Genomic DNA, 15,833 nt, shown 5'->3' on the forward strand with positions numbered 1-15,833 from the left:
CAGTTGCGGCGCTATTCAGTGGTACAGCGCGCTGTAGGCGTTGATGGCGGGCTGGCCGCCAAGGTGGGCGTAGAGCACGTTGCTCGACGGCGCGATGTCGCGCGTTTTCACCAGGTCGATCAGGCCCGCCATGGACTTGCCCTCGTAGACAGGGTCGATGATCACACCCTCCAGGCTCGCCGTGAGGCGGATGGCGTCGTTGGTCGACTGCACCGGGATACCGTAGAAGTCACCGGCCCAGCCCTCGAGCACGGTGATCTCGTCGTCGGCGATCGGCCGGCCCACGCCGATGAGTTCTGCCGTGTTGCGGGCGATCCGGGCGACCTGCTCGCGGGTGGCCTCGATCTTGGCGGACGCGTCGATGCCGATCACCCGGCGCTTGGCGCCGCCGAAGTTCGCTTCCAGGTCGGCGAATCCGGCGATCATGCCGGCGTGGGTGGAGCCGGTGACGCTGCAGACCACGATCGTGTCGAAGAAGACCCCGAGCTCTCGTTCCTGCGCCGCCACCTCGTGCGCCCAGTTGGCGAAGCCCAGCCCGCCCAGGCGGTGGTCGGAGGCGCCGGCCGGGATCGGATACGGCGTGCCGCCGGCGGCCTCGACGTCGGCGATCGCCTGCGTCCAGGAATCCTTGAAGCCGATCCCGAACCCTTCGGAGGAGATGCGTACATCCGCGCCGGTGAGCCGGGACAGCAAAATGTTGCCGACCCGGTCGTTCACACTGTCGGGCCAGTCCACCCACTGCTCCTGCACCAGAACGGCCTTGAGCCCGAGGTGGGCGGCGACGGCGGCGACCTGCCGGGTGTGGTTGGACTGGATGCCGCCGATGGAGACCAGGGTGTCGGCGCCCTGGGCGAGGGCCTCGGGGATCAGGTACTCGAGTTTGCGGGTCTTGTTGCCGCCGAAGGCGATGCCGCTGTTGACGTCTTCGCGCTTGGCCCAGATGCGCGCGCCGCCCAGGTGGGCGGACAGCCGGTCCAGCGGGTGGATCGGGCTCGGGCCGAAGGTGAGCGGGTGACGGGGAAAATCGCGCAGTGCCATGGGGTCCTTTGGGTCGGTTGGTGCGGTTGGTGCGATGGGCGGAGACGGCGGAAGCACGGCGGTTCAGGGGACGACTGGTGCGCTCCTGCTGCGGGACGATGCGCCCATGCACGCGTCTCGCGTGTAGCGGGCCGGCAGGAACGACTCAGCCGGCGTCGGTGCCAGCGTCGGTGCCAGCGTCTGTGCCGGCCGTTGCGGCCAGCATCCGGCCCAGGGTCAGCCAGTTCTCGCGGACGGCCGCACCGGCCTCCGCGGCCTGGCCGGCTGCGCAGAGAGCGATGATGCGCTCGTGATCGGCCAGGGAGCCCCGGCCGGCCAGGGAGGAGAAGCGTGCCCGCTCCAGCCGGCGCAGCGTGGGGGTGACCTGTTCAAGCAGTGCCGGCAGCAGCTCGTTGGCGCTGGCCCGCACGGCCACGGCGTGGAAGTCGTCATCCGCGGTGATGGCTGCGCTCACGTCATTGTCGGCCAGCGCCGCCCGGAAGCGCTCATTGGCCGCCCGCATGGCCTCGATGTCGGTGTCGGTGAGTTGGGCGACGGCCTCTCGCGTGGCCAGTTCGTGCAGGGAGGCCGCGATGGCCTGGGCGTGCAGGGCGGCGCGTTCGTCGAGCGGGGCCACGATGGTCTGCCGGGCGCGCTCCGTGCGCACCAGTCCGGCCGTTTCGAGCCGGGCGATGGCCTCGCGGATGGGCGTTCGGCTCACGCCGAGCCAGGACTCGAGCTCCGCGTCGCGCAGCTTCTCCCCCGGCGCAAGGGTGCCGTCCACAATTGCGGCGCGGAGGGCCGCGTAGGCATAGTCCCGCAGCGAGGCGGGGCGGATGGGGGCATCGGGAGCAGGAACCGGCATGCAATATATTAGATACGGTCTGGCGGCTCCTGTCAACTTCCGCCACCGCGGCTCGCACCTGTTGCCACTCCGGACGACTGTTGCCGGCGCGCCGGCCGCACTTGTCCGCTCCGGGAACAGTTGGCCGGGCGCAGGGCGGGGCGCGCGAGGCGGGCCGGGTACGAGGAACCGCCCCGGACCGTTGGGTCGGGGGCGGTTCCGGGAACGCGAGGGCGTTGGTTACGCCGACTTGTCCTCGCGGCGGGCCTTGTGCAGCACGATGGTCGGGGCCGCGTTCTCGAGCACGGACTCCCGGGTGACCACGACGCGGGCGACATCCGTGGAGGAGGGCACCTCGAACATGATCGGGCCGAGCACCTCTTCCATGATGGCGCGGAGGCCGCGGGCACCGGTCTTGCGGAGCACCGCGAGGTCGGCGATGGCCTCGAGGGCGGGCTGCTCGAAGTCGAGCTCCACCCCGTCGAGTTCGAACATGCGCTGGTACTGGCGCACGAGCGCGTTCTTGGGCACGGTGAGAATCTGCATCAGCGCCACCTGGTCGAGCTGGGTGACCGTGGTCACCACGGGCAGTCGGCCGATGAACTCGGGGATGAGCCCGAACTTGTGCAGGTCCTCCGGCAGCACCTCGCTGAAGAGGTTGATGTCGTCACCCTTGCTGTGCAGCGGGGCACCGAAGCCGATGCCCTTCTTGCCGGCGCGCTGGGAGATGATGTCGTCGAGACCGGCGAAGGCGCCCGCCACGATGAACAGCACGTTCGTGGTGTCGATCTGGATGAATTCCTGGTGCGGATGCTTGCGCCCACCCTGCGGCGGCACCGAGGCGACGGTTCCCTCGAGGATCTTCAGCAGGGCCTGCTGCACACCCTCCCCCGACACGTCACGGGTGATCGACGGGTTCTCGGCCTTGCGGGCGATCTTGTCGATCTCGTCGATGTAGATGATGCCGGTCTCGGCACGCTTCACGTCGTAGTCGGCAGCCTGGATGAGCTTGAGGAGGATGTTCTCCACGTCTTCACCCACGTAGCCGGCTTCGGTGAGCGCCGTCGCATCCGCCACCGCGAACGGCACGTTCAGCCGTTTCGCCAGCGTCTGCGCGAGGTAGGTCTTGCCACAGCCGGTGGGGCCGATCAGCAGGATGTTGGACTTGGCGATCTCCACGTCGTCGTGGATGGCCTCGGCCGCGGTGAGCGTGGCACGGCTGCGCACCCGCTTGTAGTGGTTGTAGACGGCGACGGCCAGGGCGCGCTTGGCGGCTTCCTGCCCGATGACGTACTCCTCGAGGAATCCGAAGATCTCCTTGGGCTTGGGCAACTCGAACTCGCTGCCCGCTTCTTCCGCTCCGGCCTCGGCCAGGCGTTCTTCGATGATCTCGTTGCAGAGCTCAACGCATTCATCGCAGATGTACACGCCGGGTCCGGCAATGAGCTGCTGTACCTGCTTCTGGCTCTTTCCGCAGAAAGAACACTTCAACAGGTCGGCGCTCTCGCCTATTCGGGCCATCCGTGAGCCTCCTCCATCAGTGACGCTAAATTCGAGCCTAGCTTGTGCGTGTGACAGATGCGTGCACCCTCGGCACAAAGCGAAACGGCGCGCCGCCTCGAGGGTGGCGCGCCGTTCGGCGAACAGGCTGGCCACAGGGCCAACCCGGTGTTCTGGTGCTACTTGACCAGGGTGGGGATGTTCTTGCGGCTGGTCAGGATCTGGTCGATCAGACCGTACTCGAGAGCCTCGGGGGCGCCGAGGATCTTGTCGCGGTCGATGTCCTTGTGCACCTGATCCTTGTCGCGGTTGGAGTGGTGGGCGAGGGTCTCTTCGAGCCACTCGCGCATCCGCTGGATCTCGGCCGCCTGGATCTCGATGTCGGATGCCTGGCCGCCGCCCTGGCCACCGGCCGAGGGCTGGTGGATGAGGATGCGCGCGTTCGGCAGGGCGAGACGCTTGCCCGGGGTACCACCGGCGAGCAGCACGGCAGCGGCGGAGGCCGCTTGGCCGAGGCAGACCGTCTGGATGTGCGGACGGATGTACTGCATGGTGTCGTAGATCGCCGTCATGGCGGTGAACGAGCCACCGGGCGAGTTGATGTACATCACGATGTCGCGGTCCGGGTCCTGGCTCTCGAGCACGAGGAGCTGGGCCATGACGTCGTCGGCGGATGCGTCGTCAACCTGCACGCCGAGGAAGATGATGCGGTCCTCGAACAGCTTGGCGTACGGGTCCTGGCGCTTGTAGCCGTAGGCGGTGCGCTCCTCGAAGGTGGGGAGGATGTACCGCGACTGGGGTGCCTGCGGAGCCATTCCGCCGGCCTGGTGACCAAAGTTAGTGAATTCCATGTCGTTTCTGCCCGTCCTACTTCTTGTTGACTGAGTCGTCGGTGCCGCCGCCGCCGACCACATCCGACGCGAATTCGCGCAGGTGGTCGACGAATCCGTAGGCCAGCGCCTCCTGGGCGGTGAACCAGTTGTCGCGGTCGTTGTCGATGAGGATCTGCTCGACCGACTTGCCGGTCTGCTCGGCTGTGAGTTCGGCCATGCGCTTCTTCATGTCGAGGATGACCTTGGCCTGGGTCTGGATGTCGGCTGCCGTGCCACCGAATCCGCCGGACGGCTGGTGCAGCAGCACTCGCGCGTTCGGGGTGATGTAACGCTTGCCCTTGGTTCCGGAGGAGAGCAGGAACTGGCCCATCGACGCGGCGAGGCCGATGCCCACCGTCACGACATCGTTCGGCACGAACTTCATCGTGTCGTAAATGGCCATACCCGCGGTGATCGAACCACCGGGTGAGTTGATGTAGAGGAAGATGTCCCGCTGCGAGTCCTCTGCGGCCAACAGCAGGATCTTGGCACAGATCTCGTTGGCGTTGTCGTCCCGCACCTCTGAGCCGAGCCAGATGATGCGGTCGCTCAGCAGTCGGTCAAAAACTCCGGGTGTAAGTGCCATTTCGGCCATGTCGCGCTCCGTTTCGCTTGTCGCTTCAGAATGAATCTATAGGGTCCAACGCGCACAAAAGGCTCTGTTCGCCCTCGGCAGATTCACACGGTGCGCGGCCACGCAAAACGGGCCGGATGTCCAGAGACATACGACCCGTCAGCCAACGCCATCAGGCGTCGAGGTTACTTCTTTGCTGCGGCCTTCTTCTTCGGCTTGGCCTCGGCGGCCGGTGCCTCCTCGACGGAGTCGTCGGAAGCAGCCTCGTCGGTGGCCTCGTCCGCGGCGGGCTCATCGTCGACGACGGCCGTGAACTCGGACAGGTCGACGGTGGCTCCGTTGGAGTCGGTGACCTCGGCCTTGCCCAGCGCGATCGCAAGGGCCTTGTTACGGGCGACCTCGGCAACCATGGAGGGGATCTGGCCGTTGCCGGACAGTGCCTGAACGAACTCGCTCGGGTCCATGCCGTACTGCGAGGCGCCCTGGATCAGGTACTGGGTGAGCTCGTCCTGGCTGACCTTGACCTTCTCGGCCTCTGCGATGGTGTCGAGCAGGATCTGCTGACGGAAGGTCTTCTCGCTGGCCTCGGTGACCTCGGCGCGGTGGGTCTCGTCTTCGAGGCGGTTCTCACCCTCGAGGTGACGGTGCACCTCGTCGGCGATGATCGCTTCGGGAATCGGCACCTCGACGGAGGAAAGCAGCTGCTCGATGAGCAGCTCGCGGGCCTGGTTGCCCTGGCCGAAGACCTTGGAGCGGCCGACCTGCACCTTGAGGCTGTCGGTGAGCTCCGCGATGGTGTCGAACTCGCTGGCGATCTGCGCGAAGTCGTCGTCGGCGGTGGGAAGCTCGCGCTCCTTGACGGCCAGGACGGTCACGGTGATCTCAGCGGTCTCGCCCTCGTGGTCGCCGCCGAGCAGCTTCGAGTTGAAGGTGGTGGTCTCGCCGGCGGTGAGGGACTCGAGAGCCTCGTCGATGCCGTCGATGAGGTCGCCGGAGCCGACCTCGTAGGAGATGCCGCTGGCGTTGTCGACCTCGACACCGTTGACGGATGCGACCAGGTCGATCTGCGCGAAGTCACCGGTGGTGGCGGGGCGGTCGACCGTGATCAGGGTGCCGAAGCGGCTGCGGAGGGTGTTGAGTTCCTCGGTGACCTCGTCATCGGAGATCTCGACGGCGTCGACGGTGAGCTTGAGGCCCTCGTAGGCGGGCAGGTCGATCTCGGGGCGAACGTCGACCTCGATGGCCAGCAGCAGGTCTCCGGAGAAGTCCTTGTCGCTGGGCCATTCGACGATGTCGGCCTCGGGGCGGCCGAGCGGGCGAAGCTTGTGCTCGTCAACGGCCTTGCGGTAGAAACCGTCGAGGCTCTCGTTGACGGCGTGCTCCAGCACGGCCGACTTACCGACGCGCTGGTCGATGATGGGCGGCGGAACCTTGCCCTTGCGGAAGCCGGGGATGTTGATGTCCTCAGCGATGTGCCCGTAGGCGTGGGTGATGCTGGGCTTCAGCTCTTCCGGGGTCACCGAGATGGTGACCTTGGCGCGCGTGGGGCTCAGCTTTTCGACCGTGGACTTCACGTTTAAATCTCCTGTGTTCGACAGATTGTGTTCGTCAGATGTGCAGGGGGGTGATGGTCGGGGCGACAGGATTCGAACCTGCGACCTCTCGGTCCCAAACCGAGCGCTCTACCAAGCTGAGCTACGCCCCGGGATTCATCTCACCCGTTGGGGCCACCAACTTGGCGCGCAGACTCACACGACAGGCGGATTGACCTCCGTCAGTCTAGTGCACGCCCACAACCCCAGGGCATCCCTGAGGGTATTCCGGGCGCGTTCAGGGGTGACATTCGGCAGGGCGGGAATCCGCGCGCCGAAACCTGTACTACGATATTCGAGTGCCAGCACGCGTGGCACATGGGGATGTAGCTCAATGGTAGAGCCTCAGTTTTCCAAACTGATGGCGCGGGTTCGATTCCCGTCATCCCCTCCATATCACCCGCTCCGTCGTGTTCTCCGGCGTGCCTGCGGGGCGCCACCACCCCGCTGGTCGAGCTTGTCGAGACCTCGCGACATGCCCTCACCACCGAGGCAAGGTCACGAGTTCTCGGCAGGCTCGATCAACGACGGGGCGTCCGAGCGCGAGCCACAGTCAGGCGAAGGCGTAGGTGACGCCGGTGAGGCGCTCGCTCTCCGCCCACAGCCGGCGGGCGTCGTCGGCGTTCTCCGCACGCTTGGAGCGCGACACCGGCACCGGGTGCCCGTGCTGCTGGCCGAGGCCCTCCGGCCCCACGAACGAATTGCCGGCCAGCCCCGGAAGGGTTGCCGCATACAGCGTGGGCAGGGCGCCCCACACCGCCGGCTGGGCGAATTCACGGGTGAGGGTGGCGACGAGCCGGCTGCGCCTGGTCGTGTTGTCGGCGCCGCGCATGGCGGGCCCGGCGGTCTGCAGGTTGGTCAGGGCGAAGCCGGGGTGGGCGGCCAGGGCACGCAGCGGCACCTTCGCCGCCGTCGCCCTGCGCTGCAGCTCGCTCGTGAACAGCAGGTTGGCGAGCTTGCTCTGGCCGTAGGCGGGCCAGGCCCGGTAGTGCCTGCTGCCCATCAGGTCGTCGAAGTTCATCCGGCCGATGCGGTGCACGATCGACGACAGCGTCACCACCCGGGCGTCCGGGCTCGCGGTGAGCAGCGGCAACAGTCGGCCGGTGAGCGCGAAGTGGCCGAGGTGGTTGGTGCCGAACTGCATTTCGAAACCGTCGCTGGTGCGCCGCTCTGGCAGGTTCATCACGCCGGCGTTGTTCACCAGCAGGTCGAGCCGGCCGGTGCCGGCGCTGAACTCCTCGGCGAAGGCGGCGATCGAGGCGAGGCTGGCCAGGTCGAGCACCCGCACGGTCAGCTCGGCGTCGGGCAGGCGTGGGCGCATCCGTTCAACGGCCGCCGCTCCCCTGGCCGCATCCCGCACCGCCAGGGTGACTGCAGCGCCGTGGGCGGCGAGTTGCGCCGCGGTCACGAAGCCGAGGCCGGAATTGGCGCCGGTCACGATGGCGGAGGTGCCGGTGAGGTCGGGGATCTTCTCCTCGGTCCAGCCGTACCCGAGCTTCGGTTCCATGGCTTACGCCAGCCCGAGGGTGTCGAGGGAGGCGCGCAGGGTGGCGGCGGAGTGTTCGAACAGAGCCTGTTCCTTGGCGGAGAAGGGCACATCGATCACCCGGGCGATGCCGCCGGCGTCGACCACGCTGGGTACGGACAGCGCCACCCGGCTGACACCGCGGTAGTCGGTGAGCACCGAGCTCACCGGCAGAACGGCGCCCTCGTCGCGCAGGATCGCCTCGACGATACGGGCGCCGGAGAGCCCGATGGCGTAGTTGGTGGCCCCCTTGCCCTCGATCACCCGGTAGGCGGCGTTCTTGACGTCGTCGGCGATCGATTCGAACTCGGCCTCGGTGAACGGCACCGACCCGGCGGAGGCGGAGGCACCGGCGGCGCTGCGGGACAGCATCCAGTCGGCCAGCGAGATCGGGCCGATGCGGGCCTGCGACCAGAGCGGGAACTCGGAGTCACCGTGTTCGCCGACGATCAGGGCGTGCACATTGGAGATGGCGACGCCGACCCGCTCGGAGAGTATCCAGCGCAGCCGGGACGAGTCGAGCACGGTGCCGGAGCCGAACACCCGGGCCGGCGGCAGGCCGCTGAACTGCTGGGCGGCGACGGCGAGCACGTCGACGGGGTTGGTCACCAGCACGAAGATGGCGTCGGGGGCGCGTTCGACGAGCTTGGGCATGAGGCCCCGCAGGATCTCGACGTTGACGCCGGCCATCTCCAGCCGGGACTGGCCGGGGTGCTGGCGGGCGCCGGCGGTGATCACCACCACGTTCGCGCCGCTGACCACGTCGAGGTCGTCGCCGCCGGTGACCCGGGAGGCGCCGGTGAACTGGGTGCCGTGGGCGAGGTCGAGCACTTCGGCGGCGACCTTGGCCGAGTTGATGTCGTACAGCGCCACCTCGCGGGCGGATTCCCGGATCAGGGCGGCGTAGGCGAGGGAGGTGCCGACGGCGCCGGCACCGACGATGGCCATTTTGGAGTTTTCAATCACGCTCATGGTCCTAGTGTCCTCCATCGCGGGCCGCGCCCTTGCACGCGCACGGGCGGCCCTGTGCGGCCGGGCGGATGCGGGCCACTATGGGGGCATGCCCGACGAGGAGCCGGCGTTGAACGAGCCGAAACCCGAGGTCCCGCCCGCGGTGCGTGCCCAGCTGCTCGCCACCGAGCATTGGAGTCTGCTCGCCTCCCGCAGCACCACCCAGGCCGAGGTGCTCACCCGCATCAGCATGTTCCTCACCCTGGTGTCGGCCGGGCTGGTGAGCCTGGCGTTGGCCGGGCAGGCCACCGATTTCGACGAGGGCTTCCCCGGGATCGCGCTGACGCTGCTCGGCATCATCCTGCTGGTGGGGGTGCTCACCGAAGTGCGGGTGATCAACGTGAGCCTGGAGGACCTCGCCTACGTGCTGGCGATGAACCGGCTGCGTGGGGCGTACGCCGAGATCGACCCGGGGGTCGCGCAGTACTTCATGGCGTCGCGCTACGACGACCTGCCGGGCTCCCAGACGACGTATTACTTTCTGGGCGCACGCAACTGGAGCCAGGTCCTCGGCAGCAGCATGGTCTTCATCATGGCCGTCAATTCGGCGTTGCTGGGGTTGCTCCTGGCCGGCATCACCCTGGCCGTCGGCTGGCCGGCCTGGCTGTGCGTCAGCATCGCCGTGATCATCGGGCTTGGCTTCCTGCTGGGTTCCATGCGGCTGGGCTACACGCGGTACTACGATCTGTGGCGGCACCACACGGCCCGGTTCCCGTCGCCGTCCTCGGACGCCGGGCCCGGCGGCACAACCGGATGAACCGTCACCCCTGCAAAAAGGCCAGAACGGCCAGCACCCGGCGGTGGTCCGAGCCGGTGTCGTCCAGGCCGAGCTTGACGAAGATCGACGTCACGTTCTTCTCCACCGCACCCACCCCGATGACGAGCCGTTCAGAGATGCCGACGTTGGTGCGGCCCTCGGCCATCAGCCCGAGCACGTCCCGTTCCCGCGGGGTGAGGGCGGCCAGCGGGTTCGTGCGCCGGCCGAGCAGTTCCTTCACCACCTGCGGGTCGAGCACGGTGCCGCCGGCGCTCACCCGCGCCACGGCATCCTGCAGCTCGTCCAGGGAGGCGACCCGGTCCTTGAGCAGGTAGCCCAGGCCGCCCTCCCCCGAGGCGAGCAGCTCCTGTACGTAGGTGCCCTCGACGTATTGACTGAGCAGCAGGATGCCGATGCCGGGCAGCCGCCGGCGCAGTTCGATGGCGGCGCGCACACCCTCGTCGCGGAAGGTGGGCGGCATCCGCACGTCGAGCACCGCCAGGTCGGGGCGCAGCTGCTCCACCTCGGCCAGGAGCGTGTCGGCGTCGCCGTAGGCGGCCACGGTGTCGAAACCGGCCTCGGCGAACAGGCGCACCAGGCCCTCGCGCAGCAGCACCGAGTCTTCGGCCAGCACCAGTCGGAGCGGAACGGCCGGGTCGTGCCGCGGGTCTGGACGGTGGAGTGTGTTCACCCGTTCAGGATAGGTCCCGATCACAGTGTCGTGACGGCGGTGCCCGGTGCGACCGAGCTGCCGAAGTCCCGCACCAGCGGGATATGCGCGCCGACGGCGGTGGGCCCGCCGGAGGGGCTCCGCACCGACAGCACGCCGCGCAATCCCCGAAGCCGCTCGTCGAGGCCCTGCAGACCGTGGCCGTCGCGGAGCACGGCGCCGCCGTGGCCGTTGTCGATCACCCAGAGATCCAGCCAGGTGGAATCGTCCTGCGGCACCCGGCGCAGCTCGAGGTGCAGGCGCAGGCTGGTGGCTCCGGCGTGCTTGGCCACATTGGTGACGAGCTCGGCGGCGGTGAAATAGGTGCTGCGCTCGATCTCGCTGGGCAGTCGCAACTCCCGGTCGACCAGGAGCTCGAGGTGTACCGGCACGGTGCTGCGGGCGGCGAGGGACTCCAGGGCCGCGATCAGGCCGCGGTCCTGCAGGATGGGCGGCACCAGTCCGCGGGAGAGCGCCCGCAGCTCCTCGAGGGTGTCGCGGGCCTGGTCGCGGGCTTCGGCGAGCAGCTGCCGGGCGGCAGCCGGGTCGTCGTCGAGCCGGCGTTCGGCGCTGGCGAGGTCCATTTGCAGGCGCACCAGGCGCTGCTGCGGGCCGTCGTGGATGTCGCGCTCGAGGCGGCGCAGGGACTGGTCCTCGGCCGACACGGCCGCGCCGCGCGACGCACTGAGGTCGGCGACCTCACGCTGCAGGGCCTCCGACGCCCAGGCGCCGAGCATGACCCGGGCGATGGACTGGTGGATGAGCACGAGCCCCCGGGTCAGGAACGGCAGGGTGAGCAGGAAGGCCACGCCGAGCCCGACGTTGACCAGGTTGTCCGCCGCCAGGTTGTCGGCGCGGAATGACCCGGTGATGAGGCCATAAAGGCCGACGGAGTCATTGTCCTGCGGCAGCGACCAGCTCCACATCCAGAACGTGAGCCCGCCGAGCGCGCCGGAGACCCAGACGATGGTGAGCGACCAAGTCACGATGCCGACGATGAAGTTCACGACCATGCCGTGCAGCAAGTACAGCCAGTAGTGCCCCGAGACGAGCGGGCCGAGGATGGCGCGCAGCGCGCTGGCCGGCTCACCCCGAGGCGTCCACCGGGGCGGGGTGATGGCGGGCTGGCCGGCCCAGCGCAGCCGGGTGAGTTCGACCACGCCGAAGCCCCGGGCGGTGTAGAGCGCAGCGACCACGATGAAGAGCCCGACGAACACGGCCACCAGGCCCAGGCCCGTGGTGAACAGGGTGACGAGCACGACGAACGCGGCCGTCACCACCAGCAGGGTGGGCAGCAGGAAGCCGAGTTCCCGCGGCAGGGCGGCCCACAGCGCACGGTAGCCGCGCGGGGCGTCGTAGCCGCCGCTTCCGGCGGACGGGCTGGTGGTGGGATCGGCTGACTGCACGAAGCCCAGCGTGCCAGAGTTCGGCTGCCCGGTGTTGCCGGTGGCGGGTTCGCCGGTCGGCTGGGTCGATGGGTCGGTGTGCGGGCCGCGGGCGGAGGCGGCCTCGTCGAGGGTGTTGTTGGTCATGGTTCCAGCGTGCCGTCGGCACGCCGAGCCGCCCATCCTCCCAGCCTCCGGACTCGGCCGGGGGTTATCCCCCAGCACTCCCCTGCACCGCCAGCCGGTGGCTAGAGCGTGCTGTGGGTGAACCGGCCACCGAGCAGGGTCGCCGCCACGGGCATCCGCCGAAGGTCGTCGACCGACGCCGTGAACGGGTCGATCTCGCACACCGCGAGGTCGGCGACCTGGCCGGCGGTCACTGCATGGCGCCCGCGGGCGGACGCGGCCAGTGCGGCCTGACGGGAGATGCCCTGCTCGGGGTGCCAGGGCGCCCGGTCACCGTGGCCGCGGCCCACGGCGGCGGAGATCGCCAGCCACGGGTCCAGTGGGGCGACCGGGGCGTCCGAGCCGAGCGCCAGCTGCACACCGGCGTCGAGCAGGTCACGCAACCGGAAGGCCCGGTCAGTGCGGCCCGCCCAGTACCTGTCGGCGACGTCGCGGTCATCGAGAGCATGCTCCGGTTGAACGCTGGCCGTGACTCCGAGCCGCCGGAATCTGGCGACATCTGCCTCGGTCAGCAACTGGGCGTGCTCGATGCTGCCCGCACAGCCCAGTACCTCGAAGGCGTCGAGGGCCAGGCTGTTGGCGTTGTCGCCGATGGCGTGCACGGCCGGGCGGATGCCGGCGGCCACCGCGCGGCGCATCTGGGCGACCAACTCGCTGGGCTCAACCGTGAGCATGCCGTGCGAGTGCTCGCCGGTCAGCCCGGGGTACGCGTCGAAGCAGTAGGCGGTGCGGGTGTTCAACGAGCCGTCGGTGATCACCTTGAACGGCCCGACCGTGAGCAGCCCCCGGCTTTCGGCGATGACCTGGCCACTGCGGAGGCCGAGCGTGATGGCCTGGTCGAGGTGGTGGGTGTACAGGCCGAAGTCCACCCGGATCGAGTCGGTGCCGGCCGCGATGCGCCGCAACCAGACGTCGAGGTTCCAGGTCATTTCGAGGTCGACGACTCCGACCACGCCGCGGGTCGCGGCGGTGCGGGCGGCTTCGTCCGCCCAGGCGTCCAGATCGGCGTCGGGCACGTTGTCGATGGCACGTTCCACCGCGAAGGCGTCGTCTTCACGCAGCAGCCCGGTGACGTGGCCGGTGAAGCCGTACGCGGCCAGCGCCGCGGAGTTCAGCCAACAACTGTGCAGGTCAGCGCTGACCAGGACCACCGGTACCGGCCCGGACGCGGCATCCAGCAGTGCACTGCTGGGCGTATCCGGCCACAGTCCGTCGCGGAAACCGTAGCCGACCAACCGTTCGCCGTCGGCGAGGGCCGGCAGCGCCGCGAGGCGTGCGGCGACCAGGGCGGCGGTCGCTGCGGCGCTGGTGGCGGCGGAGACGTCGAGGCGGCGGGCGGTCTGGGCCCACTGGCTGAAGTGCACGTGGTTGTCCCAGAGGCCCGGGATCAGCCAGCGCTCGCCGAGGTCGACCACCCGGCCGGCCGTGTCCTGCGGGGCGAGATAGCCGATCGACTCGATCACACCATCGACGATGCGCAGGTCGACCAGATCGTCGCTGCCGGGCAGGCGGGCGTTGCGGAGCACCAGGTCCCGGGAAGTGCCGGTCATTCGGTGCGGCCTTCGCGGCTGCGGCGCATCTCGGCGGCGAGGGCTGGGCTGCTGTACGGGCCGTCACCGTCGAGTTCGGCGATGATGCGCTCCACCGTGGCTGCGGGCTTGTTCTGGCTCATCTTGTTCTTGGCGGTGAACCGGGTGACCCGCAGGCGGAAGCCCACGGTGCCGCTGACGATGCGCGCGGCGTACTCGGCATTCGCCAGCGTGCCGTTCATGCGCCGAGGTTCGGGCATGCGGTCTTCGAAGTGGTCGACGAGGTCGGCCAGCACGCGCAAGTTCTCGGCGTCGCTGAGGATCTCCGGGGTGCCGTGCAGGTGCGCGGTGACGAAGTTCCAGGTGGGCACGGCCGGTGCGGCGTCGTACCAACCCGGCGAGATGTAGCCGTGCGGTCCCTGCACGATCACCAGCAGCTCGTGGGTGCCGAGCTCGTGCAGTTGTTCGTCGGGTCGACCCACGTGGCTCAGCAGCACGATCTCGTCGTCGGCCGCCGCCCGGTCCAGGATCACCGGGTAGTGCGAAGCCACCAGCTCACCCGCGCTGGTGGCACTGATCAGGCTGACCCAGGGGTTCTCCTCGATCAGGCGGCGCACCTCGGCCACCTCCGACAGGGCGAAACGGGGGTTTTCTCTCATGGAACGGCTCCTGGAAGGCGGGGTCGGGCAGCAGCGGGAACGGGCGGTCGAGGTCGGTCAAGCCTGGCAGAACGGGCACCAATAGAGCTTGCGCGCACCCATCTCCTCGAGAGTGATGTGGGTACCGCACACCCGGCAGGGCAGGCCCTCACGTTTGTAGACCCAGTGCCGGTCGGCCCGGTTCTTCATGGCCAGCCGATAGGCATCCTCGCCTAGGTCGTCCATGGTCATCATCTGGCCGGTGTTCACACCGATGTCCAGCAGGTGCGCCCAGTCCCGCCAGAGCGCCCGCAGGCTCTCCTCACTGAGCGCCTTGCCTGGTGTGTGCGGGTTGATCCGGGCGCGGAAGAGGAGTTCGGCGCGGTAGACGTTGCCGATGCCGCTCACCACGGACTGGTCCATCAGGAGCAGGCCGATGCGCGTGGGCTTCTTGCGGATGACGTCCACGAAGCGTTGTTCGGCTTCGGGGCTGTCATCGAGCTGTGGGTCGGGGCCCAGCCGGTTCATCACGGTCTCCACCTGCGCGGGGTCGAGCACCTCGCAGGCGGTGGGGCCACGCAGGTCGGCCGACACCGTGTCGGTGAGCAGGCGCACCCGCACCTGTCCGACGGGCTCGGGCGGGAAGGTGTCCTCAGCCGGTCCCTGAGCCTGTCGAAGGGTCTCCTGCTCGGCCATGCGCACCCGGGTGCGGCGGGGAGCCCCGATGCTGTGCATCGAGTTCTCACCGGCCGAGTCCAGCACGGGTGCTCCGGCCGCGTCGAGGTCGGTGCCGCGCTGGTTGGTCTGGCCCATCCGGCCGTTGCTCGCCGCGATCGTGGCATCCATGATGATGTCGCCGGCGAAGTCCCAGGCGCCGTACATGCCCAAGTGCACCCGCAGCCAGAGCCCGTTGTCGAACTCCAGGAACATCTGCTTGCCCACAGCGCGGGCATCCGTCATCACGTGGCCATCGAGCATCGCCGCACCGGCCGCGAACCGGCCCTGTGGGCTCGACAGCCGCACGGCGCGGCCCACGAAGTTGCGGGCGAACTGCCGGGTGATGCGATGGACGGAATGGCCCTCAGGCATGGCGGCTGCTCTCTCGGCTCGACGGGGACGTGGCGGCTGGCTGGCGGGTCAGCGGCTGAGGACGGTTCCGGCGATCGTGCCGGTGGCCTCGTATTCGGCCAACTGGTCGATGCGGCGCTGGTGGCGTTCCTCGCCGGTGAACGGAGTCGCAATGAACGCGTCGATGAACGCCGTGGCCTCGTCGATGGTGTGCTGGCGCGCGCCGATCGAGATGACATTGGCGTTGTTGTGCTCGCGGGCGAGTTCGGCGGTGCTGAGGTTCCAGACCAGGGCGGCCCGGGCGCCGCTCACCTTGTTCGCGGCGATCTGCTCGCCGTTGCCCGACCCGCCGAAGACCACACCGAGCGCCTCGACGCCGGCGGCCTGGTCGGCGACGACGGCCTCGGCGGCGCTGATGCAGAAGGCCGGGTAGTCGTCGAGGGGCTCGTAGCTGGTGGGCCCGTGGTCGATGACGTCGTGGCCGGCGGCGCCGAGGTGGCTGATCAGGTGCTGGCTGAAGTCGAGGCCGGCGTGGTCGGTGGCGATGTGGATGCGCATGGCGACCAGTCTATTTGTCGCGCAACGTGCACGGGCCGGGTCTCCGGCCGGAGCCGCCCGGCGGGCCG

At 68.9% G+C, this 15,833-nt stretch carries 15 protein-coding genes and 2 tRNA genes; 2 read left to right on the top strand and 15 right to left on the bottom strand.

The genetic code is table 11. The annotated features are described in order from the left end of the window. Positions 1-15: 15 nt before the first annotated feature. The 7 genes from CTB96_RS14125 to CTB96_RS14155 form a co-directional block, all read right to left on the bottom strand. A complete protein-coding gene (locus tag CTB96_RS14125; RefSeq protein ID WP_110127490.1) occupies positions 16-1,038 on the bottom strand; it encodes a 1-aminocyclopropane-1-carboxylate deaminase in 1,023 nt (340 codons plus the stop codon). Between the two features lie 145 nt (positions 1,039-1,183). Then, positions 1,184-1,882 carry a GntR family transcriptional regulator gene (locus CTB96_RS14130; protein WP_110127491.1) on the bottom strand — a complete coding sequence of 233 codons (699 nt, stop codon included), beginning with the start codon at positions 1,880-1,882 and terminating at the stop codon, positions 1,184-1,186. A gap of 219 nt (positions 1,883-2,101) precedes the next feature. Then, positions 2,102-3,382 carry an ATP-dependent Clp protease ATP-binding subunit ClpX gene (clpX, locus tag CTB96_RS14135; RefSeq protein WP_110127492.1) on the bottom strand — a complete coding sequence of 427 codons (1,281 nt, stop codon included), beginning with the start codon at positions 3,380-3,382 and terminating at the stop codon, positions 2,102-2,104. Positions 3,383-3,540: 158 nt separating this feature from the next. Beyond that, entirely contained in the window at positions 3,541-4,212 is a 672-nt protein-coding gene (locus tag CTB96_RS14140) for an ATP-dependent Clp protease proteolytic subunit (protein ID WP_282433147.1), read from the bottom strand. 16 nt (positions 4,213-4,228) lie between these two features. Beyond that, entirely contained in the window at positions 4,229-4,828 is a 600-nt protein-coding gene (locus CTB96_RS14145; RefSeq protein ID WP_110127494.1) for an ATP-dependent Clp protease proteolytic subunit, read from the bottom strand. 164 nt (positions 4,829-4,992) lie between these two features. Next, entirely contained in the window at positions 4,993-6,381 is a 1,389-nt protein-coding gene (gene tig, locus CTB96_RS14150; RefSeq protein WP_110127495.1) for a trigger factor, read from the bottom strand. A 54-nt stretch (positions 6,382-6,435) separates the two neighbouring features. After that, positions 6,436-6,512 (bottom strand) — tRNA-Pro (locus CTB96_RS14155). Between the two features lie 207 nt (positions 6,513-6,719). Here CTB96_RS14155 and CTB96_RS14160 point away from each other — a divergent pair. Beyond that, positions 6,720-6,793 (top strand) — tRNA-Gly (locus CTB96_RS14160). A gap of 159 nt (positions 6,794-6,952) precedes the next feature. Here CTB96_RS14160 and CTB96_RS14165 read toward each other — a convergent pair. Beyond that, entirely contained in the window at positions 6,953-7,906 is a 954-nt protein-coding gene (locus CTB96_RS14165; protein WP_110127496.1) for an oxidoreductase, read from the bottom strand. A 3-nt stretch (positions 7,907-7,909) separates the two neighbouring features. Beyond that, positions 7,910-8,896 (bottom strand): L-lactate dehydrogenase, encoded by a 987-nt coding sequence (locus CTB96_RS14170; RefSeq protein ID WP_110127497.1) that lies wholly within the window; start codon positions 8,894-8,896, stop codon positions 7,910-7,912. Positions 8,897-8,984: 88 nt separating this feature from the next. On the opposite strand from CTB96_RS14170, the gene CTB96_RS14175 reads away from it, so the two are divergent. Further along, positions 8,985-9,692 (top strand): hypothetical protein, encoded by a 708-nt coding sequence (locus tag CTB96_RS14175; protein ID WP_110127498.1) that lies wholly within the window; start codon positions 8,985-8,987, stop codon positions 9,690-9,692. Between the two features lie 4 nt (positions 9,693-9,696). On the opposite strand, the gene CTB96_RS14180 is transcribed toward CTB96_RS14175, so the two are convergent. From CTB96_RS14180 to CTB96_RS14205, 6 genes are all read right to left on the bottom strand, one after another. Beyond that, on the bottom strand, positions 9,697-10,383 hold the full coding sequence (locus tag CTB96_RS14180; RefSeq protein WP_110128497.1) for a response regulator: 687 nt from the start codon (positions 10,381-10,383) through the stop codon (positions 9,697-9,699). 20 nt (positions 10,384-10,403) lie between these two features. Further along, positions 10,404-11,933 carry a sensor domain-containing protein gene (locus CTB96_RS14185; RefSeq protein WP_110127499.1) on the bottom strand — a complete coding sequence of 510 codons (1,530 nt, stop codon included), beginning with the start codon at positions 11,931-11,933 and terminating at the stop codon, positions 10,404-10,406. Positions 11,934-12,034: 101 nt separating this feature from the next. After that, positions 12,035-13,522, bottom strand: a complete 1,488-nt coding sequence (locus CTB96_RS14190) for an amidohydrolase (protein WP_110127500.1) — start codon at positions 13,520-13,522, stop codon at positions 12,035-12,037. Next, positions 13,519-14,160 carry an FMN-binding negative transcriptional regulator gene (locus tag CTB96_RS14195; protein WP_110127501.1) on the bottom strand — a complete coding sequence of 214 codons (642 nt, stop codon included), beginning with the start codon at positions 14,158-14,160 and terminating at the stop codon, positions 13,519-13,521. Before CTB96_RS14195 ends, CTB96_RS14190 begins: the two co-directional genes overlap by 4 nt. A gap of 57 nt (positions 14,161-14,217) precedes the next feature. Next, positions 14,218-15,228 carry an Fpg/Nei family DNA glycosylase gene (locus tag CTB96_RS14200; RefSeq protein WP_110127502.1) on the bottom strand — a complete coding sequence of 337 codons (1,011 nt, stop codon included), beginning with the start codon at positions 15,226-15,228 and terminating at the stop codon, positions 14,218-14,220. A 48-nt stretch (positions 15,229-15,276) separates the two neighbouring features. Beyond that, a complete protein-coding gene (locus CTB96_RS14205) occupies positions 15,277-15,765 on the bottom strand; it encodes a ribose-5-phosphate isomerase (RefSeq protein WP_110127503.1) in 489 nt (162 codons plus the stop codon). Positions 15,766-15,833: the final 68 nt, after the last annotated feature.

Source organism: Cryobacterium arcticum (assembly GCF_003185895.1).
GTDB classification, from domain to species: domain Bacteria; phylum Actinomycetota; class Actinomycetes; order Actinomycetales; family Microbacteriaceae; genus Cryobacterium; species Cryobacterium arcticum.

Excerpts from the sequence above, each read along its gene's own strand:
- CTB96_RS14125 (WP_110127490.1), bottom strand. The coding sequence starts at position 1,038 with ATGGCACTGCGCGATTTTCCCCGTCACCCGCTCACCTTCGGCCCGAGC.
- CTB96_RS14130 (WP_110127491.1), bottom strand. The coding sequence starts at position 1,882 with ATGCCGGTTCCTGCTCCCGATGCCCCCATCCGCCCCGCCTCGCTGCGG.
- clpX (WP_110127492.1), bottom strand. The coding sequence starts at position 3,382 with ATGGCCCGAATAGGCGAGAGCGCCGACCTGTTGAAGTGTTCTTTCTGC.
- CTB96_RS14140 (WP_282433147.1), bottom strand. The coding sequence starts at position 4,212 with ATGGAATTCACTAACTTTGGTCACCAGGCCGGCGGAATGGCTCCGCAG.
- CTB96_RS14145 (WP_110127494.1), bottom strand. The coding sequence starts at position 4,828 with ATGGCCGAAATGGCACTTACACCCGGAGTTTTTGACCGACTGCTGAGC.
- CTB96_RS14165 (WP_110127496.1), bottom strand. The coding sequence starts at position 7,906 with ATGGAACCGAAGCTCGGGTACGGCTGGACCGAGGAGAAGATCCCCGAC.
- CTB96_RS14170 (WP_110127497.1), bottom strand. The coding sequence starts at position 8,896 with ATGAGCGTGATTGAAAACTCCAAAATGGCCATCGTCGGTGCCGGCGCC.
- CTB96_RS14175 (WP_110127498.1), top strand. The coding sequence starts at position 8,985 with ATGCCCGACGAGGAGCCGGCGTTGAACGAGCCGAAACCCGAGGTCCCG.
- CTB96_RS14185 (WP_110127499.1), bottom strand. The coding sequence starts at position 11,933 with ATGACCAACAACACCCTCGACGAGGCCGCCTCCGCCCGCGGCCCGCAC.
- CTB96_RS14190 (WP_110127500.1), bottom strand. The coding sequence starts at position 13,522 with ATGACCGGCACTTCCCGGGACCTGGTGCTCCGCAACGCCCGCCTGCCC.
- CTB96_RS14195 (WP_110127501.1), bottom strand. The coding sequence starts at position 14,160 with ATGAGAGAAAACCCCCGTTTCGCCCTGTCGGAGGTGGCCGAGGTGCGC.
- CTB96_RS14200 (WP_110127502.1), bottom strand. The coding sequence starts at position 15,228 with ATGCCTGAGGGCCATTCCGTCCATCGCATCACCCGGCAGTTCGCCCGC.
- CTB96_RS14205 (WP_110127503.1), bottom strand. The coding sequence starts at position 15,765 with ATGCGCATCCACATCGCCACCGACCACGCCGGCCTCGACTTCAGCCAG.